29 protein-coding genes are annotated in these 25,639 nt (G+C 60.9%); 12 read left to right on the top strand and 17 right to left on the bottom strand.

The window, feature by feature from the left end; translation table 11 throughout:
* Positions 1 to 2: 2 nt before the first annotated feature.
* The 3 genes from ASE80_RS21955 to ASE80_RS21965 all read right to left on the bottom strand — a co-directional run bounded on the left by ASE80_RS21955 (position 3) and on the right by ASE80_RS21965 (position 3,206).
* The gene (locus ASE80_RS21955; protein WP_056860784.1) at positions 3 to 635 is read right to left on the bottom strand and encodes a LysE family transporter; all 633 of its coding nucleotides are present in this window, start codon (positions 633 to 635) and stop codon (positions 3 to 5) included.
* Between the two features lie 88 nt (positions 636 to 723).
* On the bottom strand, positions 724 to 1,296 hold the full coding sequence (locus ASE80_RS21960; protein WP_056860785.1) for a mechanosensitive ion channel family protein: 573 nt from the start codon (positions 1,294 to 1,296) through the stop codon (positions 724 to 726).
* Complete coding sequence (locus ASE80_RS21965; RefSeq protein WP_056860786.1) at positions 1,296 to 3,206, bottom strand: ATP-binding cassette domain-containing protein; 1,911 nt, start codon at positions 3,204 to 3,206, stop codon at positions 1,296 to 1,298. The genes ASE80_RS21960 and ASE80_RS21965 overlap by 1 nt, the downstream gene beginning before the upstream one ends.
* 50 nt (positions 3,207 to 3,256) lie before the next feature.
* Between ASE80_RS21965 and ASE80_RS21970 the strand changes: the two genes are divergently transcribed.
* Positions 3,257 to 3,718, top strand: a complete 462-nt coding sequence (locus tag ASE80_RS21970) for a TIGR02444 family protein (RefSeq protein ID WP_056860787.1) — start codon at positions 3,257 to 3,259, stop codon at positions 3,716 to 3,718.
* Here the strand turns inward: ASE80_RS21970 and ASE80_RS30365 are convergent.
* Positions 3,715 to 4,857, bottom strand: a complete 1,143-nt coding sequence (locus ASE80_RS30365; RefSeq protein ID WP_082463667.1) for an AlgP family protein — start codon at positions 4,855 to 4,857, stop codon at positions 3,715 to 3,717. The genes ASE80_RS21970 and ASE80_RS30365 overlap by 4 nt on opposite strands.
* Before the next feature lie 192 nt (positions 4,858 to 5,049).
* Between ASE80_RS30365 and ASE80_RS21985 the strand changes: the two genes are divergently transcribed.
* A complete protein-coding gene (locus ASE80_RS21985) occupies positions 5,050 to 5,727 on the top strand; it encodes an FKBP-type peptidyl-prolyl cis-trans isomerase (protein ID WP_056860789.1) in 678 nt (225 codons plus the stop codon).
* 53 nt (positions 5,728 to 5,780) lie between these two features.
* On the opposite strand, the gene ASE80_RS21990 is transcribed toward ASE80_RS21985, so the two are convergent.
* The 7 genes from ASE80_RS21990 to ASE80_RS22020 all read right to left on the bottom strand — a co-directional run bounded on the left by ASE80_RS21990 (position 5,781) and on the right by ASE80_RS22020 (position 12,179).
* Complete coding sequence (locus ASE80_RS21990; RefSeq protein WP_056860790.1) at positions 5,781 to 6,239, bottom strand: Rsd/AlgQ family anti-sigma factor; 459 nt, start codon at positions 6,237 to 6,239, stop codon at positions 5,781 to 5,783.
* A 209-nt stretch (positions 6,240 to 6,448) separates the two neighbouring features.
* On the bottom strand, positions 6,449 to 6,970 hold the full coding sequence (locus ASE80_RS21995) for a disulfide bond formation protein B (RefSeq protein ID WP_056860791.1): 522 nt from the start codon (positions 6,968 to 6,970) through the stop codon (positions 6,449 to 6,451).
* A 231-nt stretch (positions 6,971 to 7,201) separates the two neighbouring features.
* Positions 7,202 to 8,443 (bottom strand): heme biosynthesis protein HemY, encoded by a 1,242-nt coding sequence (locus ASE80_RS22000; RefSeq protein ID WP_056860792.1) that lies wholly within the window; start codon positions 8,441 to 8,443, stop codon positions 7,202 to 7,204.
* A gap of 5 nt (positions 8,444 to 8,448) precedes the next feature.
* Complete coding sequence (locus tag ASE80_RS22005; protein ID WP_056860793.1) at positions 8,449 to 9,564, bottom strand: uroporphyrinogen-III C-methyltransferase; 1,116 nt, start codon at positions 9,562 to 9,564, stop codon at positions 8,449 to 8,451.
* Positions 9,565 to 9,605: 41 nt separating this feature from the next.
* On the bottom strand, positions 9,606 to 10,355 hold the full coding sequence (locus ASE80_RS22010) for a uroporphyrinogen-III synthase (protein ID WP_056860794.1): 750 nt from the start codon (positions 10,353 to 10,355) through the stop codon (positions 9,606 to 9,608).
* Complete coding sequence (gene hemC / locus ASE80_RS22015; RefSeq protein WP_056860795.1) at positions 10,352 to 11,293, bottom strand: hydroxymethylbilane synthase; 942 nt, start codon at positions 11,291 to 11,293, stop codon at positions 10,352 to 10,354. Before hemC ends, ASE80_RS22010 begins: the two co-directional genes overlap by 4 nt.
* Before the next feature lie 139 nt (positions 11,294 to 11,432).
* A complete protein-coding gene (locus tag ASE80_RS22020) occupies positions 11,433 to 12,179 on the bottom strand; it encodes a LytR/AlgR family response regulator transcription factor (protein ID WP_056860796.1) in 747 nt (248 codons plus the stop codon).
* A 503-nt stretch (positions 12,180 to 12,682) separates the two neighbouring features.
* Here ASE80_RS22020 and argH point away from each other — a divergent pair.
* A complete protein-coding gene (argH, locus tag ASE80_RS22025) occupies positions 12,683 to 14,077 on the top strand; it encodes an argininosuccinate lyase (protein ID WP_056860797.1) in 1,395 nt (464 codons plus the stop codon).
* 100 nt (positions 14,078 to 14,177) lie between these two features.
* Here argH and ASE80_RS22030 read toward each other — a convergent pair whose 3' ends face one another.
* Positions 14,178 to 14,837, bottom strand: coding sequence for a glutathione S-transferase family protein (locus ASE80_RS22030; RefSeq protein ID WP_056860798.1), 660 nt, complete (start codon positions 14,835 to 14,837; stop codon positions 14,178 to 14,180).
* A gap of 126 nt (positions 14,838 to 14,963) precedes the next feature.
* Between ASE80_RS22030 and ASE80_RS22035 the strand changes: the two genes are divergently transcribed.
* The 3 genes from ASE80_RS22035 (at position 14,964) to ASE80_RS22045 (ending at position 18,610) form a co-directional block, all read left to right on the top strand.
* Positions 14,964 to 15,248, top strand: a complete 285-nt coding sequence (locus tag ASE80_RS22035) for a hypothetical protein (protein WP_056860799.1) — start codon at positions 14,964 to 14,966, stop codon at positions 15,246 to 15,248.
* 96 nt (positions 15,249 to 15,344) lie between these two features.
* Positions 15,345 to 15,599: a TIGR02647 family protein gene (locus tag ASE80_RS22040; protein ID WP_056860800.1), complete on the top strand. Its 255-nt coding sequence runs from the start codon at positions 15,345 to 15,347 to the stop codon at positions 15,597 to 15,599.
* Positions 15,600 to 15,769: 170 nt separating this feature from the next.
* Entirely contained in the window at positions 15,770 to 18,610 is a 2,841-nt protein-coding gene (locus tag ASE80_RS22045; protein WP_056860801.1) for a class I adenylate cyclase, read from the top strand.
* On the opposite strand, the gene rnk is transcribed toward ASE80_RS22045, so the two are convergent.
* From rnk to cyaY, 3 genes are all read right to left on the bottom strand, one after another.
* Positions 18,607 to 19,017 carry a nucleoside diphosphate kinase regulator gene (rnk, locus tag ASE80_RS22050; RefSeq protein WP_017134998.1) on the bottom strand — a complete coding sequence of 137 codons (411 nt, stop codon included), beginning with the start codon at positions 19,015 to 19,017 and terminating at the stop codon, positions 18,607 to 18,609. The genes ASE80_RS22045 and rnk overlap by 4 nt on opposite strands.
* 131 nt (positions 19,018 to 19,148) lie before the next feature.
* Positions 19,149 to 19,367, bottom strand: coding sequence for a DUF1289 domain-containing protein (locus ASE80_RS22055; protein ID WP_056860802.1), 219 nt, complete (start codon positions 19,365 to 19,367; stop codon positions 19,149 to 19,151).
* Positions 19,368 to 19,369: 2 nt separating this feature from the next.
* The gene (gene cyaY / locus ASE80_RS22060; protein ID WP_056861048.1) at positions 19,370 to 19,702 is read right to left on the bottom strand and encodes an iron donor protein CyaY; all 333 of its coding nucleotides are present in this window, start codon (positions 19,700 to 19,702) and stop codon (positions 19,370 to 19,372) included.
* A 239-nt stretch (positions 19,703 to 19,941) separates the two neighbouring features.
* Here cyaY and lptM point away from each other — a divergent pair, with 239 nt between their 5' ends.
* The 6 genes from lptM to ASE80_RS22085 are packed head-to-tail and all read left to right on the top strand — an operon-like array spanning position 19,942 to position 24,530.
* Positions 19,942 to 20,109 carry an LPS translocon maturation chaperone LptM gene (gene lptM, locus ASE80_RS30375; protein ID WP_017134995.1) on the top strand — a complete coding sequence of 56 codons (168 nt, stop codon included), beginning with the start codon at positions 19,942 to 19,944 and terminating at the stop codon, positions 20,107 to 20,109.
* A 9-nt stretch (positions 20,110 to 20,118) separates the two neighbouring features.
* On the top strand, positions 20,119 to 21,366 hold the full coding sequence (gene lysA, locus ASE80_RS22065; protein WP_056860803.1) for a diaminopimelate decarboxylase: 1,248 nt from the start codon (positions 20,119 to 20,121) through the stop codon (positions 21,364 to 21,366).
* Positions 21,367 to 21,369: 3 nt separating this feature from the next.
* The gene (gene dapF / locus ASE80_RS22070; protein WP_056860804.1) at positions 21,370 to 22,200 is read left to right on the top strand and encodes a diaminopimelate epimerase; all 831 of its coding nucleotides are present in this window, start codon (positions 21,370 to 21,372) and stop codon (positions 22,198 to 22,200) included.
* A gap of 13 nt (positions 22,201 to 22,213) precedes the next feature.
* Positions 22,214 to 22,930, top strand: a complete 717-nt coding sequence (locus ASE80_RS22075) for a DUF484 family protein (RefSeq protein WP_056860805.1) — start codon at positions 22,214 to 22,216, stop codon at positions 22,928 to 22,930.
* Positions 22,931 to 22,932: 2 nt separating this feature from the next.
* Positions 22,933 to 23,832, top strand: coding sequence for a tyrosine recombinase XerC (gene xerC / locus ASE80_RS22080; RefSeq protein ID WP_010207453.1), 900 nt, complete (start codon positions 22,933 to 22,935; stop codon positions 23,830 to 23,832).
* Positions 23,829 to 24,530 carry an HAD family hydrolase gene (locus ASE80_RS22085; protein ID WP_056860806.1) on the top strand — a complete coding sequence of 234 codons (702 nt, stop codon included), beginning with the start codon at positions 23,829 to 23,831 and terminating at the stop codon, positions 24,528 to 24,530. Before xerC ends, ASE80_RS22085 begins: the two co-directional genes overlap by 4 nt.
* Before the next feature lie 124 nt (positions 24,531 to 24,654).
* Here the strand turns inward: ASE80_RS22085 and sutA are convergent, their stop codons facing one another.
* Positions 24,655 to 24,981 (bottom strand): transcriptional regulator SutA, encoded by a 327-nt coding sequence (gene sutA / locus ASE80_RS22090; RefSeq protein WP_056860807.1) that lies wholly within the window; start codon positions 24,979 to 24,981, stop codon positions 24,655 to 24,657.
* 102 nt (positions 24,982 to 25,083) lie between these two features.
* Entirely contained in the window at positions 25,084 to 25,509 is a 426-nt protein-coding gene (locus tag ASE80_RS22095; RefSeq protein ID WP_056860808.1) for a secondary thiamine-phosphate synthase enzyme YjbQ, read from the bottom strand.
* Positions 25,510 to 25,639: the final 130 nt, after the last annotated feature.

The following is a 25,639-nucleotide window of genomic DNA, read 5'->3' on the forward strand; positions in this document are numbered from 1 at the left end:
AATCAAGCCGTTGCGCGATGCAAGCTGGCCAGGAAACCCGCCGCCCCCACAAACAATCCGGCAAACGTGCGATTCATGCGTTTCTGCTGCTTGGGCGTACGCAGCAGCCGCAAGACTTTCGACGCAAGCCCCGTGTAGCCCGCCATTACAATCATGTCGACGCTGATCATGGTTGCGCCCAGAACCAGGTACTGGACCAGCAGCGGCGCCTGCGGGTTCACGAACTGCGGCAGAACCGCCAGCATGAACACCAACGCCTTGGGGTTGCTCGCGTTGACCAGGAAGCCACGGAATATCATCGCCATTGGCTTGCCGATCGGGCGTATCGTTGCATCCTCGCTCATGTCCATCGGCAGGGCGCGCCACTGCTTGATGGCCAAGTACACCAGGTACGCCACACCAAACCACTTGATCGCATAAAACGCGGTCGAAGACGCCGCAAGAATGGCACCCAGGCCACCCGCCACCACGGCGATCTGCATCGCCAGGCCCAGTTGCAGGCCAATGGCGTTCCAGTAGCCGCGCAGGAAACCGTATTGCAGGCCGCTGGACATCGAAGCGATGGCACCGGCGCCGGGGGAAAGGGAAATGATCCAACTGGCCAGGAAAAAGGCCAGCCATGTGTCGAGTGCCATTACACACCTCAGGAGGGAGTTTGCGAGTAAGGCTTAAGCTAACTCCGCCGACCGAAGACTGGCTATGGATTTTTACACGACGTGAATGCTAGCGGTCGCCTGGAAACACGTGGGTACCTGGCCAACGCCGCACCGAGCGCTGAAAGAACAGGCTGTTTGGCACCTGCACCATCGCACTGTCAGTGCCTGCCTCCGCCACTTCGATGAGTGTGGTGTAGAGCAGGTTGATCGCCACCACCCGGCCTTTTACACCCGGCTTGTCGACGGTATCCACCAGTTCGACGATATCACCGAGGCGAAACGGCCCGACGGTAAAGATCAAAATCGCACACAGCAGGTTGGACAGTACCGACCACATGGCAAAAAACGCCACGGCCGCGACTGCGACAAACCCCGACAGCGCCGTCCACAACACAGTGGCGGACACGCCCAGGCGCTCCAGCACAAAAATCAGCGCACTGCCCATGATCAGCCAGCGCAGGCCGCCACGCAGTGGCATCAGCAACTGAGGAGGCAACGGGTAGCGTTCACCCAGGCGATTCAGGACTTTGGCCACGAAGCGCTGGGCGAAATAACCCGCGAGCAGGATCAGCAGGATTTGCACACCCACCCAGAGCGGCGCGATCCATTGTGCCGGCAGCGGTAACTGCAACGCTTCCATCAGGACAGCGCCTCCAGCTCCGCTTGCAAGGTTTCGAGCACTTCGAGGGCTTCCATCCAGGTCTCCTCCAACTGCCCTTCGCGCACCTTGAGCTTGGCTTGTTCGGCCAGCAGGTCGCGCAGTTCGTCCTTGCGCGCCGCCTCGTAGACGGCGCTGTCGCCCAGGCTGGTTTCGATCTTGGCCAGGCGCTCATGCACCTTGCCCAGCTCGGCTTCCAGCTTGTCGGCTTCGCGCTTGTGCGGCGCCAACTGCTGGCGCAGGGCGGCGGCTGCCTGGCGCTGGGCCTTCTTGTCGGTTTTGTCGGGGTTGACCGGCGTATTACTCACGGGCGCGTTGCGCAGGCGGTAATCGGTCAGCCAACGCGCATAGTCATCCAGGTCGCCGTCGAACTCTTCAACCTTGCCGTCAGCCACCAGCAGGAAGTTGTCGGTGGTGCTCTTGAGCAAGTGGCGATCGTGAGACACCACCAGCACCGCACCACTGAACTCCTGCAGGGCCATGGTCAACGCCAGGCGCATCTCCAGGTCCAGGTGGTTGGTCGGTTCGTCGAGCAGCAGCAGGTTCGGCCGGTCCCAGGCAATCAATGCCAGGGCAAGACGGGCCTTTTCGCCGCCGGAGAAATTCAGCACCGGCTCATCAATGCGTGCGCCACGGAAGTCGAAACCGCCAAGGAAGTCACGCAGCGTTTGTTCGCGCTCGGTCGGCGCCAGACGCTGCAGGTGCAGCAACGGACTGGCCTTGGAGTCCAGAGAATCCAACTGATGCTGGGCGAAGTAGCCCACCACCGTGTTCTCGCCACGGGTCAGGCGGCCGGCCAAAGGCTCAAGCTCGCCGGACAGGTTCTTGATCAGCGTCGATTTGCCCGCGCCGTTAGGCCCGAGCAAACCGATGCGCGCACCCGGTGTGAGCTGCAGCTTGACCTTCTCCAGGATGGTTTTGTCGCCATAACCCAGGCGTGCATCCGAGAGATCCAGCAAGGGGCTGGAGATTTTCACCGATTCACGGAATACAAAGTCGAACGGCGAATCGACATGGGCCGCCGACAGCTCTTCCATGCGCTCCAGCGCCTTGATCCGGCTCTGGGCCTGGCGGGCCTTGGTGGCCTGGGCCTTGAACCGGGCGATGTAGCTTTCCATGTGCGCACGTTGCGCCTGCTGCTTTTCGAAGGCCTGTTGCTGCTGGGCCAGACGCTCGGCGCGCGCGCGTTCGAACGCGGTGTAGCCGCCACGGTACAGCGTAATCTTCTTCTGTTCGACGTGGGCGATGTTATCGACCACGGCGTCGAGGAAGTCCCGGTCGTGGGAAATCAGCAACAAGGTGCCCTGATAGTTCTTGAGGAAGTCTTCCAGCCACAGGATCGCATCGAGGTCCAAGTGGTTGGTCGGTTCGTCGAGCAGCAACAAGTCCGAAGGGCACATCAGTGCCTGGGCCAGGTTCAGGCGCATGCGCCAGCCACCGGAGAAGTCGGCGACCGGTCGATCCATCTGTTCGTTGGTAAACCCAAGGCCAGCCAGCATCTTGCGGGCGCGGGCATCGGCGGTGTAGCCGTCGGCACTGTCCAGCTCCGAGTGCAGGCGGGCCTGAGCGGCGCCGTCCTGGGCTTTCTCGGCCTCGGCGAGGTCGTGTTGCACCTGGCGCAGGCGCAGGTCGCCATCGAGCACGTAGTCGATCGCAATGCGGTCGAGGGTGTCGATCTCCTGGCGCATATGGGCAATGCGCCAGTCGGCCGGCAGCAAGCAGTCCCCGGAATCCGGGGTCAGCTCACCCAGCAACAGGGCGAACAACGTGGATTTGCCGGCGCCGTTGGCACCGATCAGGCCGGCTTTGTGACCGGCGTGCAGGGTCAGCTCGGCGTCTTCAAGAAGACGTTGCGGGCCACGCTGTAATGTTAGGCTTTGAAGTCGGATCATAATGGCGGCGGAGTCTACCAGCTTCGTTGCCCGCTGGCTTGGGTGTGAATATGTGCGCTGACCTGTGGAGCTTTGCCCTTTCGATTTACGCCCGCCCAGGGTGCGAAGACGCTTGCCTGCGCTTGCAGGAACAAGGCGCGGATGTGTGCCTGTTGCTCTGTGGTGCGTGGCTGGAACGGCGCGGCGTAGCGCTTGAGCCTGCGCGCATTCACGCGCTGCAACAGCTTGCACGCCCATGGCAAAAAACGGTGGTCGAACCGTTACGACAGATGCGCATGCAATGGCGAGCCCTGGCGCAACAGGATGTGCCTCTGGCGGCATTACGCGAGCGAGTCAAAGCTCTGGAGCTGGAGGCCGAACGGGAATTATTAGCGCGCCTGGAAGCGTTGGCGCAGGCATGGCCGACGGGGGAAGTGAGTCAACCGAAATGGCTTGAAGGTTTGGCGACCGAAGCCGCCAACCTTGACCACGACGCGCTGCAGCAGCTGCGCGTCGTGGCCACCCGCACTTAGGAAGCGCTGGTTGGGGTGGTGCTTGGCGCTACCGGTGCAGGCGTGCTGCTGGCCGATGCGGTTGGAGCGCTGGACGCTGCCGGGGTAGCAGGCGCGGCTGCCGGAGTTGCTGGCTTGACCGGAGCAGGCTTGGCAACGGCTGGCTTTGCAGCTGGCTTAGCGGCAGCAGGTTTGGCGGCTGGCTTGACGGCCGGTTTCGCGGCGGCAGGTTTGGCTGCTGGCTTAGCGGCTGGTTTGGCTGCAGCCGGTTTGGCAACTGGCTTGGCRGCTGGTTTYGCAGCAGCAGTTTTAGCAACTGGCTTGGCCGCTGGCTTTGCAGCAGCAGTTTTAACAGCTGGCTTGGCAGCTGGTTTCGCAGCAGCAGTTTTAGCARCTGGCTTGGCSGCTGGYTTYGCAGCAGCAGTTTTAGCAGCTGGCTTGGCGGCTGGTTTCGCAGCAGCGGTTTTAGCAGCTGGCTTGGCCGCTGGCTTTGCAGCAGCAGTTTTAGCAACTGGCTTGGCGGCTGGTTTCGCGGCAGCGGTTTTAGCAGTTGGCTTGGCGGCTGGTTTCGCAGCAGCAGTTTTAGCAGCTGGCTTGGCGGCTGGTTTCGCAGCAGCAGTTTTAGCAGCTGGCTTGGCGGCTGGCTTTGCAGCAGCGGTTTTAGCAGCTGGCTTGGCCGCTGGTTTTGCAGCAGCAGTTTTTGCAGCTGGCTTGGCCGCAGCCTTGGCTGGAGCTTTCGATGCGGCAGCTTTTGCCGGTGTACGAGCGCCCAATACTTTAGCCACCGCTTCTTTGACTCGACCAACGCCCTGGGCCAGTTTCAGGCTTTCCTGAGCATCTTTTTTGAGTTGGGAAATGTAAGTGCGGGTTTCAGCTTGGCGATCCTTGAGGGCGTCCAGCAGGTCCTCAAGTTCTTTGACGGCGTCTTTGGCTTTGGCTTGTGCCTTGGCTTTGCCGGCAGTTGCGGCGTCTTGCAGTTTGGTGCGGGATTTGTGCAGCTTTTCTTGCGCTTTACCGCGTTGTTTTTCCAGTTTGGCGAGCAGTTTTTCTGCATCGGCCAACGCTTGGGAACATGCGCTTTCCAGATGTTCGAGCAAGCTGCCCGAAAGTTGTTGGAGTAAATGCAACGGGGTATTAACAGGCTTCTGTTTGGCCGACATGGTTTACCTCCTGGCTGACGTGGGTGCGGCTCATACTAGCCCTCTGCTCTTACCGCCGCTAGGGCATGTTGACAGTATCGTTTGCCTTGCGTTGCACCGTGAATAAATTCTTATCGATATAACAAAAAACGGCGGCACTTTTTGCCCACTCACACTGGCATAATCCGTCGCACTTTCGGCGGGAGAAGCAGCATGTCGCGTTATCTTTTTTTAGTGCTTGGCCTGGCGATTGGCGTGGCCAATGCAGGCGAGCAATCACCGTCAAAAACCACTGCCCAAGACCCACACGACCTTGCCTACAGTTTGGGTGCAAGCCTTGGCGAGCGCCTGCGCCAGCAGGTTCCCGACCTGCAGATCCAAGCCTTGCTCGATGGCCTCAAGCAAGCCTACCAGGGCAAGCCATTGGCACTGGATAATGCACGCATCGAACAGATCCTCGCCGAACACGAAGCACAAAACGCTGCCGACGCCGAGGCTCCACAAAGCGAAAAGGCCCTCGCTGCCGAACAGCAATTCTTAGCCAAGGAAAAAGCCGTCAGCGGCGTGCGTGAACTGGCAGATGGCATCCTGCTCACCGAGCTAGCGCCCGGCAACGGCAGCAAACCACTGGCCAGTGATGAGGTGCACGTAAATTACGTAGGACGGCTGCCCGATGGGACAGTCTTCGACAAGAGCACGCAGCCCCAATGGTTTCGCCTGGACAGTGTGATCAGTGGTTGGAGCAGCGCGCTGCAGCAGATGCCGGTAGGCGCGAAATGGCGACTGGTGATTCCCTCCGCCCAGGCCTATGGCGCCGACGGTGCGGGTGAGTTGATCCCACCCTATACGCCACTGGTATTCGAGATCGAATTGCTCGGCACTCGCCACTGACCCAATAAAAAACGGTGCGCCATGCGCACCGTTTTTTTATCTCACTCAGAGGGTCAAGCCTGGGCGGCCGACTCTTCTTTGTGAGCGTTGTGCAGCACTTCGATCAGGCAGTCTTCCAACTCGAAGCGCTCATGCAGCAGCGCGCCCAATTCTTTGAATTTTTCAGCAACACAATTACCAGCATCACACAGATCGGTGAAGGCCAGCAGCTTCTCGGTGATCACATCAATGCGCGGGTAGATCGTATCTGCCAGGTCAAGGCCACGCTGATCATCAAAAGCTTCCGCTTCCTTGGTCAGTTGCTCGTAGACACCAAAATGGCCGGCCGACACGTAGTCCACCAAGACACCGCAGAAATCCTGCAGCGGTTCGCGATTCTCAGCCAGTGCCTCGGGCTTGGCGCCAAGAGCATCAAAGGCTCGAACCAGTTCGTGACGTGCCTTCAACCAGCTGTCGATCAGCTTGTGCACTCCACCCCAGCGTTCCTGAGCATTCTGACAACTTTCCAGCATGGTGATCTCTCTTCCCTATAGGGGCGCTGCCGCCTGTGCCCGCGTAACACCTCAAACATTGAGGCGGGAGCCGAACAAGGCCGCATGTCACAAACGGTTTCGATAACGCGTGCGGGCCAGATTATGCCCGCATGACTATGGCTTCAAGGTACGCAGGAGAGAAAGTTCATACAAGTGTTTAATCCCGTCCTACACATTACGGCGAATTTTCAGTACCTCGCAGGGTGCAAACGGCGGCCCGCCAACAATCGTGAAAACTGCATGATGCCGAGCACCAGCATCGCCAAAAAGAACAACAAGCTCCATTCGGGCAGGCTCAGGTCAAACAGTGTCCAGTTGAGTTCCACGCAGTCCACGGTGCCTTTTACACTCAGTTGCAGTGCTTGCCATAACGACAGGTTTTCAATCATGTAGTGAAGGCTGGGCCAGCAATCGTTGACCTGCTCCGGCGCGGCATTTTGTAGCAGCACCTGGCGTACCGCAGTGATGGCCCCGAGCATTGCGCAGCCCATGCTGGCCAACCCGTACAGGTAGACCCCGGAGCGTTTCGGGTTGTGAATGGTCGCTACCAGGTTGATCAGCGTAAAGGCTGCCAAAAAGATGCGCTGCACCTGGCACAGGAAGCAAGGACGCAAGAGCGCGCCGAACTCAAGATAAAAAGACGCACCCAACGTCAGCGCACCAGCCAAGAAGGCCAGAAGAAACAGGGAGCGTGAAGGGGCCAAAGACATTGTTATCCGTACCGCAGGAGATAGACCCTTACGGTAGAGTAAAGGCCTGACTCCTTTCAATACGCGTTAGAGCAGACTATTCCGCAACCGCCTGGGGATATGCCGTCAGAACCTGGATGACTTCAAGCAGTTGGCGGTAGGAATTTGCTACGTAGCGCTTTAGCGCCCAGGGTTTACGCGATAAAGAAAGGTTGGCCCTCAGAAAGGTCGGGCCAACCTTGGCTTTCATTCCTACACTCGCGCAGGCACCGGCAACGGTGATGCCAGCAAGCGGCTGTCCAGAAGCCCCAGGCCTTCCTGGAACAACTGGTTGCTGCGCTCGGTGTCGCCCAGCTGGGCCAGCAAGCGCGCCAGCTCAGCACAGGCCTCGGGGTTACGCTGCACTTGCAGGCTGCTTTCCAGATAGTCGCGTGCTTTGCCCCACAGACTGTTTTGCAGACACAGGCGACCCAGTGTCAGCAACAGGCTGGCATCCCCCGGATGGTCTTTGAGCCAGCCTTCAGCAAATTTGAGCTGTCGACCCGGGTCACTGCCACGCAACAAACCGTAAAGCCGAATCAGATGGCTGTCATAGCCGCGCTTGATGGCGCCACGCAGCACTTCTTCGGCCTTGGCGTCAGCATCCAGCCGACGCAGTTGTTCAGCGTAAGCCAACACCAGTTGCGGTTCTTGGCGCTGGGCGGAGGTCAGTTGCTCCCACGCTCGCTCCAAAGACTGCAAACCGGCTTCGCCCTGCTCTTCACGCTCGACCGCCAGCCCAAGGTTTTCGCCCCAGGCACGGCGCTCAAGTTCGGCCAGCTCAGCGGCGGGAAGTACCTTGTCTTTGCGCAGTTCGGGTAACAAGCGAATCACCGACGGCCAATCACCCCGCTGCTGATGCAGACGCTGCAATTGGCGCAAGACCTGCGCGTTATGCGGATGACGCTCGTACATGGCCTGCAAGGTCACCAGCGCACCTTCAGTGTCGCCACGGTCCATCTGCAGTTGCGCATGGCTCAGGGCCACAGCCAGTTCCGCCTGTGGCTGGCGTTCCAGGGCACGCTCCAGCAAACCGTCGGACTCCACATAGCGGCCCTGTTCGTTGGCAGCCCGTGCAGCGCCAAGGTAGTACAACAACGGCTGGCGCTCGGCTTCAGCGGCGCGGTGCAGGTGACGTTCGGCGCTGGCCCAGCGGCCCTCGGCGAGGTCCATCTGGCCTTGCTCGATGGCAATCTGCACACGGCGGCTGCGGTTACGCCGCGACCATGGGTTGACTACGCCGCCCGAGGTGGTGAGCAAGCTGAACAGCACACGCAGCAGGTAGATCACCAGAACGACGGCGAACACCGCCACCAGCGTGGCCCACAGGCTTGATTCGTAATGCAGCAGATGGGGGTAGGTAATCAGCACGTAGCCGGTGTGTTTCGAAATACCCACGCCCAGTGCCAGGGCGATCGCAATCGCCAGCACCAGGATCACATAGAAACGCTTCATCGGCTCTACTCCTGGGTCGCCGGCGTGCCCGCCGACGCCTTGGCTTCATCGGCAGACAGATGACGGCGCTCAAGGTAGGCCTGCACTGCGGCCAGGCTGGTGGCCAGGTCCGGCGTCACCACCGAGACAGCCTTGGGCTCGAGCTCGGCAATACGCGCCAGCATCGCCTTGCTCTGCGGATTGTCCTGGTTGAAGTTGTCCTGCAGCACGCTGCGCGCCTCACCCAGCGAGCGGCTGTACACCGCCGATTCGCCGTTAAGCGCGGCCCACTGCGCCTGTTCCAGCGCCAGGCTCAATGCCAGGCGCACCTGATTCAGGCCTTGGCCGGCGAGCAATGGACGAATGTTGTCATCAGGGTTGAAGTCGATACGGAAGTAGCGAGAGATCTGCTCCCACCACTGTTTCAGGCGATTTTCCGTATCGGTGGTCGAGCGCCCTTCGGACGCAGGTTCGGTGAGCTGATACTCCGGTGCGATAGCCGCAAGCGCCACGACCTGATCACGCAGTGCGGCCAGTTGCAGGTACAGGCCGGTGCGGTCGGGTTGCTCGGTACTGCGCAACGCGGCAAGGCTCTTGGCCAACTGCTCACGGGCGGCGTAGGCGCCTGGGTCACTCTGTTCACGCAGAATTTCGTCGGCACCCTGGACCAGTGACTGGGCACTGTTGATGTCCTGCAAGGCAGAGAGACGCAAGCTGGCCAGGCGGATCAGGTGTTCAGCCTCGGCCAGGCGCCAGTCTTTGCGGCTGGCGCCCAGCACGGTTTCCAGGCGTTGGCTCAGGCGCTGCTGGTCACCCTGCAATTGGGCGACCAGGCGGCGACGCTCCTCAAGCTCGTCCGCGCCAGGCAACTGCGCCAGGCGCGCCGCCAGCTGTTGCTGGCTTTGCTTGAGGGATTGGGATTGATCATCAAGGGTCTGTACCTGGCCCAGCTGTTGCTGGCTGCTGGCTTGCAGGGCACGGACCTGCCAGATCCCCCAACCGCCGGCGGCAACGCCTGCAGCACCGAGCAACAGGGCCACAACCGCCAGGCCATTGCCACGGCGTGGCGCGGTGACCTGTGACTCAACCGGCGCATCAAGTGCGGGTTGGGTTTCATCTTTAGGCAAGGCTGTTTCGCTCACGTATCCGTCCTTTGCGTATCAGAGAGTGGGCGCCGCATGCCTTATGAGGCAGCGCTGCGCAACGCCACTAACAAAGCCGCGGCACTCGCGCCGCGACAATCCACAACTTTTTCTGCACCAGCGGCCCGCGCCATGTCAGACACGCGAGGGCTGGGCACGAACAACGGCAGCTGCGCCACCTTCGGCCAATCGGGGCCGGCCAGGGCTTGCAGGTGTAAAAAACCCTGCCCACTGCTGACCACCAGGCCGTTCAAGCGTTCCAACTGGATGCGTTGCATCAACGCCCCGGCAGCGTAGGCCGGTAGGAAACGCCGATACAACTCCAGATAATCGACACTAGCACCTTGCTCACGCAAACGCTCAGCCAGCAACTCTCGGCCGCCCTCACCACGCAGGATCAACACCCGCGCACCGGGCCGTGCGACAGCCTCGCGCAAGGCGGGCAACGCAAGCAAGGCCTCGCTGTCGTCGCCGGTTTGCGGATAGTGAACGGTGAGGCCGTGATCGGCCAGTACCTGCGCAGTGGCAGCGCCCACACTGAACCACGGCAACGCTGGCCAGGGCTGCTGCAATTGCTGCACAGCCAGGCGTGCCGCCGGTTTACTCACCACAATCACCGCGCTATAGCGGCCCAGCTCAGCAAAAACTGCCTGTTGCTCGGGCGTGACGGGCAAGGCTTCGGTATCCAGCAGCGGCAAGCTGCTGCTGAAAATTCCGGCTTCGGCCAACAACGCAGCCACGGCCGCCGACTCTTCGGCGGGCCGCGTCAGCAGCACGCGCCAATCGGTCACTGCGGGCCGGCCTCGCCATAGACTTTTTCCAGAATGGCGCCGGCGCCTTTGCCCAGCAGCTCCTCTGCGACCTGGATGCCCAAGGCCGTCGCGTCACGCTGCGGCCCACGCACCTCGGCGGTGAGCAGTGTGCCGCCGTCCGGATCACCGACCAAGCCACGCAGCCAGAGGTTTTCACCTTCGAGTACCGCGTAGCAGGCAATCGGCACCTGGCAGCCACCGTTGAGGTGCTTGTTGAGGGCACGTTCAGCAGTGACACGCACTTCGGTGTCGTGGTGGTCGAGGGGTTTGAGCAAGGCATGGATTTCGCTGTCGGCGGTGCGGCACTCAATGCCGACTGCGCCCTGCCCGCCGGCGGGCAAGCTGTCTTCGACGCTGATGGCCGACGTAATACGGTCTTCAAAACCCAGGCGGATCAGGCCGGCAGCCGCAAGGATGATCGCGTCATATTCGCCGGCGTCCAGCTTGGCCAGGCGGGTGTTGACGTTGCCGCGCAAAAAACGAATCTGCAGGTCCGGGCGACGAGTCAGCAATTGGGCCTGACGACGCAGGCTGGAGGTGCCGACGATGCTGCCCAACGGCAGGTCATCCAGGGACGCGTAGGTGTTGGAAACAAACGCATCGCGCGGGTCTTCGCGCTCGCAGATGCAAAAAAGGCCCAGGCCTTCGGGGAAGTCCATGGGCACATCCTTCATCGAATGCACGGCGATGTCGGCCTGGTTTTCCAGCAGCGCGGTTTCCAGCTCCTTGACGAACAAGCCCTTGCCGCCGATCTTCGACAGCGGCGAGTCGAGCAGCTTGTCGCCGCGACTGACCATGGGCACCAGGGATACTTTGAGGCCTGGGTGGGCCTGTTCAAGGCGCGCTTTGACGTATTCGGCCTGCCACAAGGCCAGGGCGCTTTTACGGGTGGCGATGCGGATTTCGCGAGAGGACATGGATCAATCCGTACTGAATAGATACGGCAGATAATAACAGCTCAGCCAAACACGCTTTGATTTGAATCAGCAAGTGCGGGGCCTCCCTGGCCACGTCGCACCGGGATAAACGATTGCAGGCCTCGCTATAACCCTTGGGCTAAAGCTGCTGCATCATCTTGCGCACACCGGCGACATGGCGTCGGCTGACGATCAAGGCATCGCCGTTAAGCCCTTTGAGGAACAGCTGGAAGTGCCCCAAAGGCGTGCGCTGCAGGCGTTCTATTCGCTCGCGGGCCACCAGTGCATTGCGGTGGATGCGTACGAAGCGGTCGCCAAATTCATCTTCGAGGGCCTTGAGCGGCTCGTCGAGCAGCACTTCGCCAGCCTCGTGGCGCAGGGTCACGTACTTGTGGTCGGCAATAAAGTAGACCACCTGCCCCAACGGGATCAGTTCGATGCCCTTACGGGTCCGCGCGCTGATATGGCTGCGCGGCCCGTTGCCACTTTGGGCGGCCGGCTGGGTCAGCGCAGCGAGTTGCACGCGGTTCGGGCGCTCGGCCTTCTTGAGCGCCTTGAGCAATGCTTCACTCGTCACCGGTTTGAGGATAAAGCTGACACCGCTGGCTTCCAGGGTCTCGGTGGAAAACTCTTCTTGTGCGGCGCACAGCACCACGGCAGGTGGCGATTCTCGCTCACTCAAACGGGCGGCGACTTGCAGGCCATCAAGGCCCGGCAAGCGGATATCGAGCAACACCACGTCCGGCTTGAGGCTGTCGATCAGCGTCAATGCCTCATCGCCGTTGGTGGCGCTCGGTTCAAGGACTGTATAACCCTCGAGTTCACTGACCAAACGGCTCAGTCGCTCGCGGGCTTGGGGTTCGTCATCAACGATCAGGACATTCATATTGCGCTGGATTCCTGCGTGAGTCTCGCACAAGGATAGCGTAGACAGGTGCGGTGACTTGCGTCACAGCGATCCACGCTAAGACTAGCGCGAGCGGCAAAAAGTGCCCCGGCAGCGGCACCCAAATTTACCCGGACCTGTTCAATTGCGCCCAAGACCTGCTGCCTTTGGGCATCGTCGTAGGGTTTGCTGATACACAATCCGAATACCCCCCTTTTTTAATGGATAGTCTGGGCTATGACCGCATCACCCGACTTTGGTGCATTCATGCTCTATCAGTGCAACTGTAGACGCTCGCTGAGACGATATTGCTCAATCGTCAAATATCGTTTCAATTAACGCCTGCCACCAGTCTCGTCCCGGATGCGTTCGACGGCAAGGCACTTAGCCATCCTTGGCGCAAATAAAAATGCCGATCACCCGCAGCATCGCCTCCACGGGCAACCCTGTTATTATCGGCGGCACACCTCCACGCCTCTTTTAAGCAGATCACGAGCGAATCCATGAGCACCGACAAGACCAACCAGTCCTGGGGCGGCCGCTTCAGTGAACCCGTCGACGCCTTCGTCGCGCGCTTCACCGCCTCCGTCACCTTCGACCAGCGCCTGTACCGCCACGACATCATGGGCTCGATCGCCCACGCCACGATGCTGGCCAAGGTCGGCGTGCTGACCGACGCCGAGCGCGACAGCATCATCGACGGCCTGACCACCATCCGCGGTGAGATCGAAGCCGGCACGTTCGACTGGCGCGTCGACCTGGAAGACGTGCACATGAATATCGAGGCGCGCCTCACCGATCGCATCGGTGTGACCGGCAAGAAGTTGCACACCGGTCGCAGCCGTAACGACCAGGTGGCCACCGATATCCGCCTGTGGTTGCGTGACGAGATCGACCTGATCCTGGTCGAAATCACCCGCCTGCAAAAAGGCCTGCTGGAGCAGGCCGAGCGTGAGTCCGGCACCATCATGCCCGGCTTCACCCACTTGCAAACCGCGCAGCCCGTGACCTTCGGCCATCATTTGCTGGCCTGGTTCGAAATGCTCAGCCGCGACTACGAGCGCCTGGTGGACTGCCGCAAGCGCGCCAACCGCATGCCGTTGGGCAGCGCCGCGCTGGCCGGCACCACTTACCCGATCGACCGCGAATACACCGCGCAACTGCTGGGTTTCGACGCCGTGGGCGGCAACTCTTTGGACGGCGTGTCGGATCGCGACTTCGCCATCGAATTCTGCGCCGCCGCCAGCATTGCGATGATGCACCTGTCGCGTTTCTCCGAAGAGTTGGTGTTGTGGACCAGCGCGCAATTCCAGTTCATTGACCTGCCGGACCGCTTCTGCACCGGCAGCTCGATCATGCCGCAAAAGAAAAACCCCGATGTACCGGAGCTGGTGCGTGGCAAGAGCGGCCGCGTGTTCGGCGCGCTGATGGGCCTGCTGACCTTGATGAAAGGCCAGCCTCTGGCCTACAACAAGGACAACCAGGAAGACAAAGAGCCGCTGTTCGACGCCGCCGACACCCTGCGCGACTCGTTGCGTGCGTTTGCCGACATGATCCCGGCGATCAAGCCCAAGCACGCGATCATGCGTGAAGCGGCGCTGCGCGGTTTCTCCACCGCCACCGACCTGGCGGACTACCTGGTGCGTCGTGGTCTGCCATTCCGTGACTGCCACGAAATCGTCGGCCATGCTGTTAAATACGGCGTGGACACCGGCAAGGACCTGGCGGAAATGAGCCTGGAAGAACTGCGTCAGTTCAGCGACCAGATCGAACAGGACGTGTTCGCCGTGCTGACCCTGGAAGGCTCGGTGAATGCCCGTAACCACGTGGGCGGCACTGCGCCGGCGCAGGTCAAGGCAGCCGTTGTGCGCGGCCAGGCACTGCTCGCCAGCCGCTAAAAGCATCGCAGGCAAGCCAGCTCCCACACTTGAATGGACTCACCATTCAAAATGTGGGAGCTGGCTTGCCTGCGATGGCGTCATCCCAGCCGCAAAATATCTACTTCTTGGCCGCAATCATCGCCATAAATGCAGGCATCGCCGCCTCCCTGTCCGCCGCCACCCTCTTGGCGTTGGGCATCTCATGCAGGCGCTCGAGCAACGCTTTGGCCTTCGGCAAATCCGCCAGCAAATCCAGACCAAACAGCTTCTCGCCCACCGCGCAGGCGAGGTTCAGGCTGTACATGAAATACAGATCGGCAATCGTGAAGCTTTCTCCCGCCACATAGGGCGCGAACTTGCCGTGCCGACCTAAAGAAGCCACCCCCAGCAACAACTCAGCCTTGGTTTTTTCCTTGATCGCGTCCGGAACCGGCATACCAAAGAACGCCTCGGCAAAACACGCGCGGGCGGGCAACTCGATGTACAGCTCAATCTCCCGGCACAACGCCAGCACCTGGGCGCGCTGATACGGGTCGGCGGGCAGCAACGACGGGCCTTCCTGGGTTTGCTCGATGTACTCGAGGATCACGCTGGTTTCGTTGATAAAGCCTTGTTTGACCCCCAGCACCGGCACCTTGCCGCGCGGGCTGACGGCCAGGGCTTCAGGGGTTTGGCCTGCGTAAAATGGCACTTCTTCGAATGGCAGGCCTTTCTCCAGCAACGCCAGTTTGACCATGTTGTAGTAGTTGCTGACCGAAAATCCGTAAAGCTTGAGCATAGCGAATGCCTCCAGGCCGGGTGTGGGGTTGGCTGCAAGCGTTATAGATCCCTGCAGGCCGCCTGACCAGCAGCATCAGTTGCCTGAATGGCGGTAGACTGGCGCCCTTTCCTTGAGGAGCCTGCCATGAGCGAGCCGACCGATATCGACAACGACGAAGAAGAATTCGCCGAAACCACCCTGATCGAAGCCATCGAGAACCAGATCGAAAGCGAAACCCCGCCAGCGGCCAAGGCCACCTTCAACAAACTGACGCTGGTGGGCTACGAACGTGAAGAGATCCTGCAACTGATGGCTCACGTGCTTGCGGTGGAGATCGACGCGCTGCTGGAAGAGGACCGCGCTTTCAATACCGAATGGTATGAAACTGCACTGCGTGCTCTGCCGGAATTGCCGCCCGAAAAGCAATAATTCCAACAAGCGGCAACACACTGGACAGTTCGGCAAAGTGCGTTCACCTTATGGCCTGCTAGCCTCTAATAAATTCTTAGAACGTCTGGAGTCCTTATGTCGTATACCCCTGAGTTGGTTGCCGAACTGGAAATCCTTGCACTCTTCAATCTGGACAGCACCAAGGAAGGTCTGAAAGTCCACCAGACCGCCGCGTCTACTGCCATCGCCGCTGCCAAACGCCTTCATGCCAAAGGCCTTATCGACCAGCCGGACGGAGGCTACCTGACCAGCCTCGGCCGCGACGCCGCAGAACAAGCGCAAACCCTGCTGACCATCTTGACTACCGCTAATACCAAAGAAGCTGCCTGACACCTTACTTTCGCCCATGGAGTCCGCCTGCTGCGGATTCCGAGGGCGTTGCTGTGGGCGGCACAAATTCTGACGTCAAAAAGCCACATATCATCTAAACCTCCTACGCTTCTGGCTGTAAACTCCTACACGGCCGCCCACGTCGGGCTCTGCGAGCCAACGACTCAGACATGACCCGCACCCATGAAATCCGCCCCGACCTGGACGAAGGCATCGACCGCAAGGTGCTGGCCCAGCTGCGCGCGCGCTTCATGGCCCTCAATGCAGGCCGCATGGCCCGGGCCGTCGAAGGGCTGACGCCACGCCAACAGAGCGTGCTGACCCTGCTGCCGTTGTTTTTTCACGTCAACCACCCGCTGTTGCCCGGCTATGTCTCGGGCAGCACGCCGGCGGGTCTGTCAAACTTCGAACCCGAAGCCCAGGCCCTCACCGAAGCCCAGCGCCTGACCCGCTCGTTCTCCTATAAGCCGCGCCATGGCAACCCGCCGCAGCCGATCCACGGTCTGTTCCTGATGGGCAGCCTCGGCACCTTGGCCCAGGCGGACCAGAGCGACATGGACGTGTGGGTCTGCCACGCTGCGGACCTTGGCGAGAGCGAACTCGCCGAGCTGCGCAAAAAGTGCCAGTTGCTGGAAGCCTGGGCCCTGACCATGGGCGCCGAGGCGCATTTCTTCCTGATCGAGCCGACGCGCTTTGTTTCAGGCGAGCGCGATACGCAACTGAGCTCCGACGATTGCGGCACCACCCAGCATTACCTGTTGCTGGATGAGTTCTACCGCACCGCCATCTGGCTCGCCGGGCGCACGCCAATCTGGTGGCTGGTGCCGGTCTATGAAGAACCCCGCTACGCCGAATTCACCCACGCGCTGATCTCCAAACGTTTTATCCGCGCCGATGAAACCCTCGACCTCGGCCACTTGGCGCACATCCCGCCGGGCGAATTTATCGGCGCCGGATTGTGGCAACTGTTCAAGGGCATCGAGTCGCCTTACAAATCGGTGCTCAAGCTGCTGCTGACCGAGGTGTACGCCAGCGAGCACCCCAACGTGCACTGCCTGAGCCTGCGCTTCAAACGTGCGGTGTTTGCCAACCAGATGGACCTGGATGAGCTGGACCCCTACATCGTGGTCTACCGCCGTATCGAGGAGTACCTCAAGGCGCGCAATGAACCCGAACGCCTGGAACTGGTGCGCCGTGCGCTGTACCTGAAGGTTAATCGCAAGCTCAGCGCCGGCCAGCGCAGCACCAGCTGGCAGCGGCTATTGTTGGAGCGCCTGGCCCTTGAATGGGGTTGGGACCAAGGCCAGCTGGCCTTGCTCGACAGCCGCAGCCAGTGGAAAGTGCGCCAGGTCGCCTCGGAGCGCCGCGCACTGGTCAGCGAACTCAATTACAGCTACCGCTTTCTCACCCAGTTCGCGCGCACCGAGCAGACCGTCAGCCTGATCAACAAGCGCGACCTCAATGTGCTGGGTCGGCGCCTGTATGCCGCGTTTGAGCGCAAGGCCGGCAAGGTCGAGTTCATCAACCCCGGCATCGCCCCGGACCTGGCCGAAGACACCCTGACCCTGGTGCAATCGCCCAACCGCAAGGAACCCGGTCAGCACCACTGGGGCTTGTACAACGGCAACCTCACGGCGCTGGAATGGGAGCACTTCGCGCCGATCAAGCGCAGCCGCGATCTGCTGGAAATGCTCACCTGGTGCCATCGCAACGGTGTGATCGACAGCAGCACACGCCTGGCCTTGCACCCAGGCGTCAGCGACATGACCGAATTCGAGCTGTTCAACCTGCTGGGCTGCCTGCAACAGACGATCGCCCTGCCCCTGGCCAGCGTCGATGAAGACCGCCTGCTGCGCTCGGCGGTACCGGAAGAGGTGCTGTTGCTGATCAACGTCGGCGTCGACCCGCTCAAGCATCACCGCGACTTGAATATTCTGATGACCACCGAGCGCACTGACTCCCTGAGTTATGCCGGTGTGCGCGACAACCTGGTGCTGACCCTGGATCAGGTCACGCTCAACAGTTGGAACGAGGTATTGGTCAGCCGTTACGACGGCCCTCACGCACTGCTCGACTGCCTGCGCGACTACCTCAATCAGCTGCCGCCGAACCACCTGCCACGCCTGCGGGTGCGCTGCTTCTGCCACAATCGTGCGCAATTCATTGCCCAACGCGTGGAAGAAATCTTCGATACCGTGCAGAACCTGCTGCTCAGCCAGTCCAATCATCGCTACCTGCTGCAGGTGCAGCAGCACTATCACGTGATGGAACTGACGCCGGGCCAGGCCACTCACGTGCCACTACCCAACCAGGATGCGCTGATCGCCTACTTAAGCGAAGAGCTGGCCAGCTACAGCCCGCTGCACCTGGATGCCATGGCCCTGGAAGACCACGAATTGGCCCTGCTGCTGCCCATGGGCATGGCTGATTGTGTGCAGGTGTTCTACCGGGCCAATGAAGGCTTCGCCGAGCTGTATGTGCTGGATGAGTTCAACGCGCTGTGGCAGCAACGCTTGCCGTTTCATGATGAGCAAAGCCTGCTGGCGCCACTGCAGCGCTTCCTGCAATCGATCATCTATCGACGCGAAGCGCTGGCGCCGCTGGACGCACAACAGCCGCTGGGTGAAGTGCAGATTTTGTATTACCAACTGTTGCCGTCGGGCAATCAACGCGCGCGCGGCATTGAGCCTCGACCGGCGCCGCAGAACCCGGCCAACAAGCCGTTTTATGACGTGCAAGCGATTATCGGCAAAGCCGCACCCGGCCAGGTCGGCATCACGCTGTACTGCAATCAACGGGAGTTTTCCGAATTGGAATTCGGCGACCAACTGTTTGCCATAGTGGCCCGGGAAATCGTCGGGCAGCGCCGGGAGACCGAGCGTTACCGCTGTTACATCACCGATCTGGACCTGTCCGGCCTGCTCGGTGATGTGCAAAGCCCGAGCAACTTGTATCTGCGTTACAAGGCCGAGCTGGAGTTGTCGCTGAATGCGGCGCTGAGCCAGATTTAAAGCGGGAAAGCTCCGCCATCCTTGGGCTGGCCTTCGACGCTGAGCAATTCAAGCTTCAGCGTCTTGCCGCCCGGTGCCGGCCAGTCGATGTGCTGACCCACTTGCAGGCCGAGCAAAGCGCTGCCCACAGGCGCCATGATCGAAATTTTGCCTTCATCGGCGTTCGCGTGCTTCGGGTACACCAGGGTCAGGTGGTAGTCCTTGCCGCTGCCTTGCTCACGGCAATGCACGCTGGAGTTCATGGTCACGACACCCGCAGGCACTTCATCGTGACCAACCACGTCTTCGGCGCGGTCGAGTTCGGCTTGCAACGCTTCGGCGCCGGGAGAGTCGTCGCCCAAGCGGTCGATCAATTGCTCCAGACGCTGCACGTCAAGACGGGTAAGAATGATGGAAGGTGCGGTCATGATTCAGGCAGACTCCTTTTTTCTGCACAAAAAAGCAAAACCCCGCCAGGAAAAGGCGGGGTTCTCACGGGCCTCGATGAGTTGAGGCGTACCCGGACACTACCACAGCGTCACAAATAAACAAGACGGCCTCAGGCGCGCGCCCTGCGCTGCTCGGCCTCGGCGCAGATCACGCGGCGCCGGGCATCGTCGGCGGAGCGCCATTCACGGATGTCTTCCACGTGCCGGTAGCAGCCGAGGCAGACTTTTTGCTCGTCCAGGCGACACAAACTGATACAAGGTGACGGCACTGCCGGGCTGACATTGCTGAACAGCGGCTTGGGCGGGCGTACAGGTGCAGGCTGGGTCACGATCAGATCTCGTCGAAGTCCAGCTCAACGCCGGCTTGGTCCTGGACCAGACGTGCGAGCATTTCGCTTAACAGCTCATCGCTGGTATCGCACTGCCAGTTGTTGTCTTCTTCGTTGTAATCGAAGTGAAAACCACCCGAACGCGCCGCCAGCCACAGCTGACGCAGCGGCTCCTGACGGCTGAAGATCAGCTGGGTGCCGTTTTCAAACTTTACGGTCAGCACGCCAGCCGAGTTTTCCAGGTCCACGTCCAGGCCGCTGTCGTCGAAAATATCTTCCAGCGCCTGCTGGGTCGAATCCACCAGGTCGTGAAAACGGGCTTCGGTCAAACTCATTGTGGGAACCTCGAAAAGTGTCTGGTCACGCTCAAGCGGCGCACGATACGGACGCGCCATGATGATTGCAAAGGATACCGATTTCATTACCCGCAGCCGCGTGAAATATCCTCATTTAGCGTAGGCCGAATCGCGGCATGCTCGGCAAACCCCCGCCGGACGGGTATTACGGCGCATAGGCAAGCTGGCGGGTGGTCGGTATACTCGGGCGCAATTAATGCATATTTAAGGATTTCGCCATGAAGCGCCTGATCTCTTCCCTTGCTGCGCTCGTCGCGGTCGCTTGCCTCGTTAGTGCCTGTGGTCAAAAAGGCCCGCTGTACCTGCCCGATGACAGCAAAGACCCGAACGACCAGGCACAGTCGTCGCAAAAAGCTGCAAAAGCGCATAAGCACGACACTTACTAAGGGAACATCATGGACGCTTTTAACTACCGGGACGGCGAGCTGTTCGCGGAAGGCGTGGCGCTGTCCGCGATTGCCGAGCAGTTTGGCACCCCGACCTATGTGTACTCGCGTGCGCACATCGAAGTCCAATACCGCTCGTTCACCGACCCACTGGAAGGCGTTCCACACAGGGTGTGCTACGCGGTCAAGGCCAACTCCAACCTGGGTATACTGAATGTCCTGGCGCGTCTTGGCGCTGGTTTTGACATCGTTTCCCGTGGCGAGCTGGAACGTGTTCTGGCTGCCGGCGGCCAGGCCGACAAAATCGTCTTCTCCGGCGTCGGCAAGAGCCGCGAAGACATGCGTCGCGCCCTCGAAGTGGGCGTGCATTGCTTCAACGTCGAATCCACCGACGAGCTGGAGCGCCTGCAAGTGGTCGCCGCCGAGATGGGCGTTCGCGCGCCGATCTCCCTGCGCGTCAACCCGGACGTCGATGCCGGCACGCACCCGTACATCTCCACCGGTCTCAAAGAGAACAAGTTCGGCATCGCCATTGCCGACGCCGAGGACGTGTACATCCGTGCCGCACAGCTGCCGAACCTGGAAGTGCTGGGTGTCGACTGCCATATCGGCTCGCAACTGACCACCCTGCCGCCGTTCCTCGATGCGCTCGACCGCCTGTTGGCACTGACCGAACGCCTTGGCGAGTGCGGCATCTACCTGCAACACATCGACCTTGGCGGCGGCGTGGGTGTGCGTTATCGCGATGAAGAACCGCCGCTGATCGCCGATTACATCAAGGCTGTGCGCGAGCGTACCGAAGGCCGTGGCCTCACCCTGATGTTCGAGCCGGGCCGTTATATCGTTGCCAACGCCAGCGTGCTGTTGACCCAGGTCGAGTACCTCAAGCACACCGAACACAAGGATTTCGCCATCGTTGATGCGGCGATGAACGACCTGATCCGCCCGGCGCTGTACCAGGCGTGGATGGACGTCACTGCCGTAACCCCGCGCGAGGGTGAAGGCCGTGCCTACGACATCGTCGGCCCGATCTGCGAGACCGGCGACTTCCTGGCCAAGGACCGTCAGCTTGCGCTGGAGGAAGGCGACCTGCTGGCCGTGCATTCGGCCGGTGCCTACGGGTTTGTCATGAGTTCCAACTACAACACCCGCGGCCGTGCCGCCGAGGTGCTGGTGGACGGTGATCAAGCGTTTGAAGTGCGTCGCCGCGAGACGGTAGCCGAGTTGTATGCTGGCGAAAGCCTGCTGCCGGAGTAAGCCATGCTGCTGCGTTTTACCAAGATGCACGGGCTGGGTAATGATTTCATGGTCCTTGACCTGGTCAGCCAGCACGCGCACATCCTGCCCAAGCACGCCAAACAGTGGGGCGACCGTCACACCGGCATCGGTTTCGACCAGTTGCTGATCGTTGAGGCGCCGAGCAACCCGGAGGTGGATTTCCGTTACCGGATCTTCAACTCCGACGGTTCCGAAGTGGAACAATGCGGCAACGGTGCGCGCTGCTTTGCGCGCTTTGTGCTGGACAAGCGCCTGACCGCCAAACGCCAGATTCGCGTCGAAACCAAAAGCGGCGTGATCGAGCTGGATATTCGCAGCGACGGCCAGATCAGCGTCAACATGGGCGCGCCACGCCTGGTGCCGGCGGATATTCCGTTTCAGGCCACCGAGCAGGCCGCCAGTTACGTGCTGGACGTAGAAGGCAAAGCCGTCGACATCGCAGCCGTCTCCATGGGCAACCCCCATGCCGTGCTGCGGGTCAACGACATCAATAACGCCCCCGTGCATGAGCTGGGGCCGAAGATCGAGCATCACCCGCGCTTTCCGGCGCGGGTCAATGTGGGCTTTTTGCAGGTGATCGACCGTACCCGTGCGCAACTGCGTGTATGGGAACGCGGCGCCGGCGAAACCCAGGCGTGCGGCACCGGTGCTTGCGCCGCAGCCGTCGCTGCGATCAGCCAGGGGTGGATGGATTCGCCGCTGCTGATCGACCTGCCTGGTGGACGCTTGTCCATCGAGTGGGCAGGCCCTGGCCACCCGGTGATGATGACCGGGCCGGCCTCGCGCGTATACGAAGGACAGGTCCGTCTATGAGTGAGCCAAGCTAATGACCGATAAGCCTCAAGTACCCGCCCAAGCAACCCCAAGCGAAAGTCTGGAGGCCGCTGCTGTCGCGGCGTACCTTGAGGCTAATCCGGACTTCTTCGTCGAACACGAAGAGCTGCTGCCCGCCCTGCGCATCCCCCACCAGCGGGGCGATACCGTGTCGCTGGTGGAGCGGCAGATGAAGATCCTGCGCGAGCGCAATATCGAAATGCGCCATCGGCTTTCACACCTGATGGATGTGGCCCGCGACAACGACCGCCTGTTCGACAAGACCCGCCGCCTGATCCTGACCCTGATGGACGCCAACAGCCTGGAAGAAACGGTCATCGCCGTGGAAGACAGCCTGCGCCAGGACTTCCAGGTGCCGTTTGTCAGCCTGATTTTGTTCAGCGACAACCCGATGCCGGTGGGCCGCTGGGTCAGCGGCAGCGACGCGCAAACCGCAATCGGCGGCCTGCTCTCGGAAGGCAAGACCATCAGCGGCACCTTGCGTGAACATGAGCTGGACTTCCTGTTTGGCGCCGAACAGCGCAAGCAGATCGGTTCCACCGCCGTGGTCGCCCTCAGCCATCAAGGCTTGCACGGCGTGCTGGCAATTGCCAGCCGTGACCCTGCGCACTACAAAAGCTCGGTGGGCACGCTGTTTTTGACCTACATCGCCGAAGTGCTGGGCCGCGTCTTGCCGCGCCACACCACCACCCTGCGCGCGGTGCGCTAGCCATGGAACGGCAACTGGACGCTTATTGCGCTCACCTGCGCAACGAGCGCCAGGTGTCGCCCCACACCCTGGAAGCCTATCGACGGGACTTGAACAAGGTCCTGGCGTACTGCGAAAAACAACAGATCAGCAGTTGGAAGGCGCTGGATATCCAGAGCCTGCGCAGCCTGATCGCGCGGCTGCACCAGGCGGGCCAGTCTTCGCGCAGCCTGTCACGCCTGCTCTCGGCGGTACGCGGCCTCTATCACTACCTTAACCGCGAAGGCCTGTGCGACCACGACCCGGCCAACGGCCTGTCGCCGCCCAAGGGAGAACGGCGCCTGCCCAAGACCCTCGACACCGACCGTGCCCTGCAATTGCTGGACGGCGCCGTTGAGGACGACTTCCTGGCCCATCGTGACCAGGCGATTCTGGAGCTGTTCTATTCCTCGGGCCTGCGCCTGTCGGAGCTGACCGGCCTGAACCTGGATCAGTTGGACCTGGCGGACGGCCTGGTGCAAGTGCTCGGCAAGGGCAGCAAGACCCGCGTGTTGCCAGTGGGCAGGAAGGCCCGCGAAGCCTTGCAGCTGTGGTTGCCGCTGCGCCTGTTGACCAACCCGGCCGACGATGCGGTGTTTGTCAGCCAGCAAGGCCGACGCCTGGGGCCACGGGCGATTCAAGTGCGGGTCAAGGCGGCCGGCGAGCGCGAACTGGGGCAAAACCTGCACCCGCATATGCTGCGTCACTCCTTTGCCAGCCATATGCTGGAGTCGTCCCAGGACCTGCGCGCCGTGCAGGAGCTGCTCGGCCACTCCGATATCAAGACCACGCAGATCTATACCCACCTCGACTTCCAGCACCTGGCGACGGTGTACGACAGCGCCCATCCACGGGCCAAACGCATCAAGGGCGGCGACTCATGAGTATCAAGCTGATCACCTTCGACCTGGACGACACGCTCTGGGACAACGTACCCGTCATCATCAACGCCGAGGCGTCGATGCGCGAATGGCTGGCGGTTAACGCCTCCAAGGTTGGCGACTTGCCCCTGGAGCATTTCGCCAGCCTTCGCCAACAGGTGTTGGAGCGCCATCCAGAGCTTAAATATCGCATCAGCATCCTGCGTCACAAGGTCCTGATGCACGCGTTTGAAGAGGCGGGTTACCCACAGCCTGAAGCTACGCAGATGGCGGACGTGTGCTACGAAGCGTTTATTCACGCCCGTCACCAGCTCACGCCGTTCCCGGAAGCGGAGCCCATGCTGCAGGCGCTGCGCCAGCACTTCCTGCTGGGCGTGATCACCAACGGCAATGCCGATGTGCAACGCGTAGGCCTGGCGGATTACTTCCACTTTGCCCTGCGCGCCGAGGATATCGGCATCGCCAAGCCGGATGCGCGGCTGTTTCAGGAAGCCTTGCAGCGCGGTGGCGTGGATGCAAGTCAGGCCGTGCATATTGGCGATCATCCTGGCGATGACATCGCCGGGGCGCAGCAGGCCGGGCTTCGCGCGGTGTGGTTCAACCCGACGGGCAAGGCGTGGGAAGCGGATAAGCAGCCGGATGCAGAGATTCGTAGCCTGACGGAGTTGCCGGAGCTGCTGCGCAGCTGGCAGTCACGCTGAGGATCCACTGTGGGAGCTGGCTTGCCAGCTCCCACAGGGCTACGCAATGAATTTTAAGAATTTGTTTCAGGCATGAAAAAGCCCGCAGCGACGGCGGGCTTTTTCTTACAAGCGGCTGCTGACCTCAGATAGGTCGGCTGCCGTACTTGTTATCCGGCTTCTTCGGTGGGTCTGCCACCACGTTGGCCTCGACTTCCTGCACTTTGCCGCCTTTAGCGAGGAATTCTTCCATCGCACGGGCCAACGCATCGCGCTCTTTGTTCTTGGCTTCAACGCTCGGCAGTTCGTCTACCGAGACAGCGGCCTTGGCTTTGCCTTTGGCCACCGGGGCGGGTGCATCATCGCCACCGTCGTCGTCAGCAACGTCTTCAGCTGCCGCTTCAAGGCCTTCTTCGGCCTCGTCGTCGTCACCTACTTCAAGGTCGTCGTTTTCCAGATCATCGTCGCTCATGTTCTACCTCATGACTTGCGAAAAGCAGATTAGTTATAGCCCAGCTTCACCCTCTGTCGAGGTCGCCGGAAAAAAATCAATATCCACCGGGTTTCCAGTGGCTTATGCCCCATCACCGTGCAACGTGGCGAGGACTTTACGAGCACCGCCATGATCTCGGTGCTCGCCCAGATAAACACCTTGCCAAGTCCCTATCGCCAAGCGGCCGGCCTTGACCGGCAAACTCAACTGGCAGCCCAGCAGACTGGCCTTGAAGTGCGCCGGCAGATCATCCGGACCTTCGTCGTTATGTTCGAACCCTGCACGCCCTTGCGGCACCAGCGAGTTGAAGAAACGCTCGAAGTCACGGCGAACCGCCGGGTCGGCATTCTCGTTGATGGTCAACGAGGCCGAGGTGTGCTGCAGCCACAAATGCAACAGGCCTACTCGGCAAGCCTTTAACTCAGGCAGGCCGGCAAGCAACTCATCCGTTACCAGGTGAAAGCCCCGGGGCTTGGCCCGCAGGGTAATCAGGGTCTGTTGCCACATACAGTTCTCCGCCCATCGGCGCGCATTCTAGCGCGGTCTGGGAAAAAACAAAGTGTCGAATACGCCTACATGCACGTAAGACTTTCGCACCCTTAAAAGTGCCGTGTGGATCCCATCACAAACTCGGCAA

This window comes from Pseudomonas sp. Leaf15 (assembly GCF_001421425.1).
Taxonomy (GTDB): Bacteria; Pseudomonadota; Gammaproteobacteria; order Pseudomonadales; family Pseudomonadaceae; genus Aquipseudomonas; species Aquipseudomonas salomonii.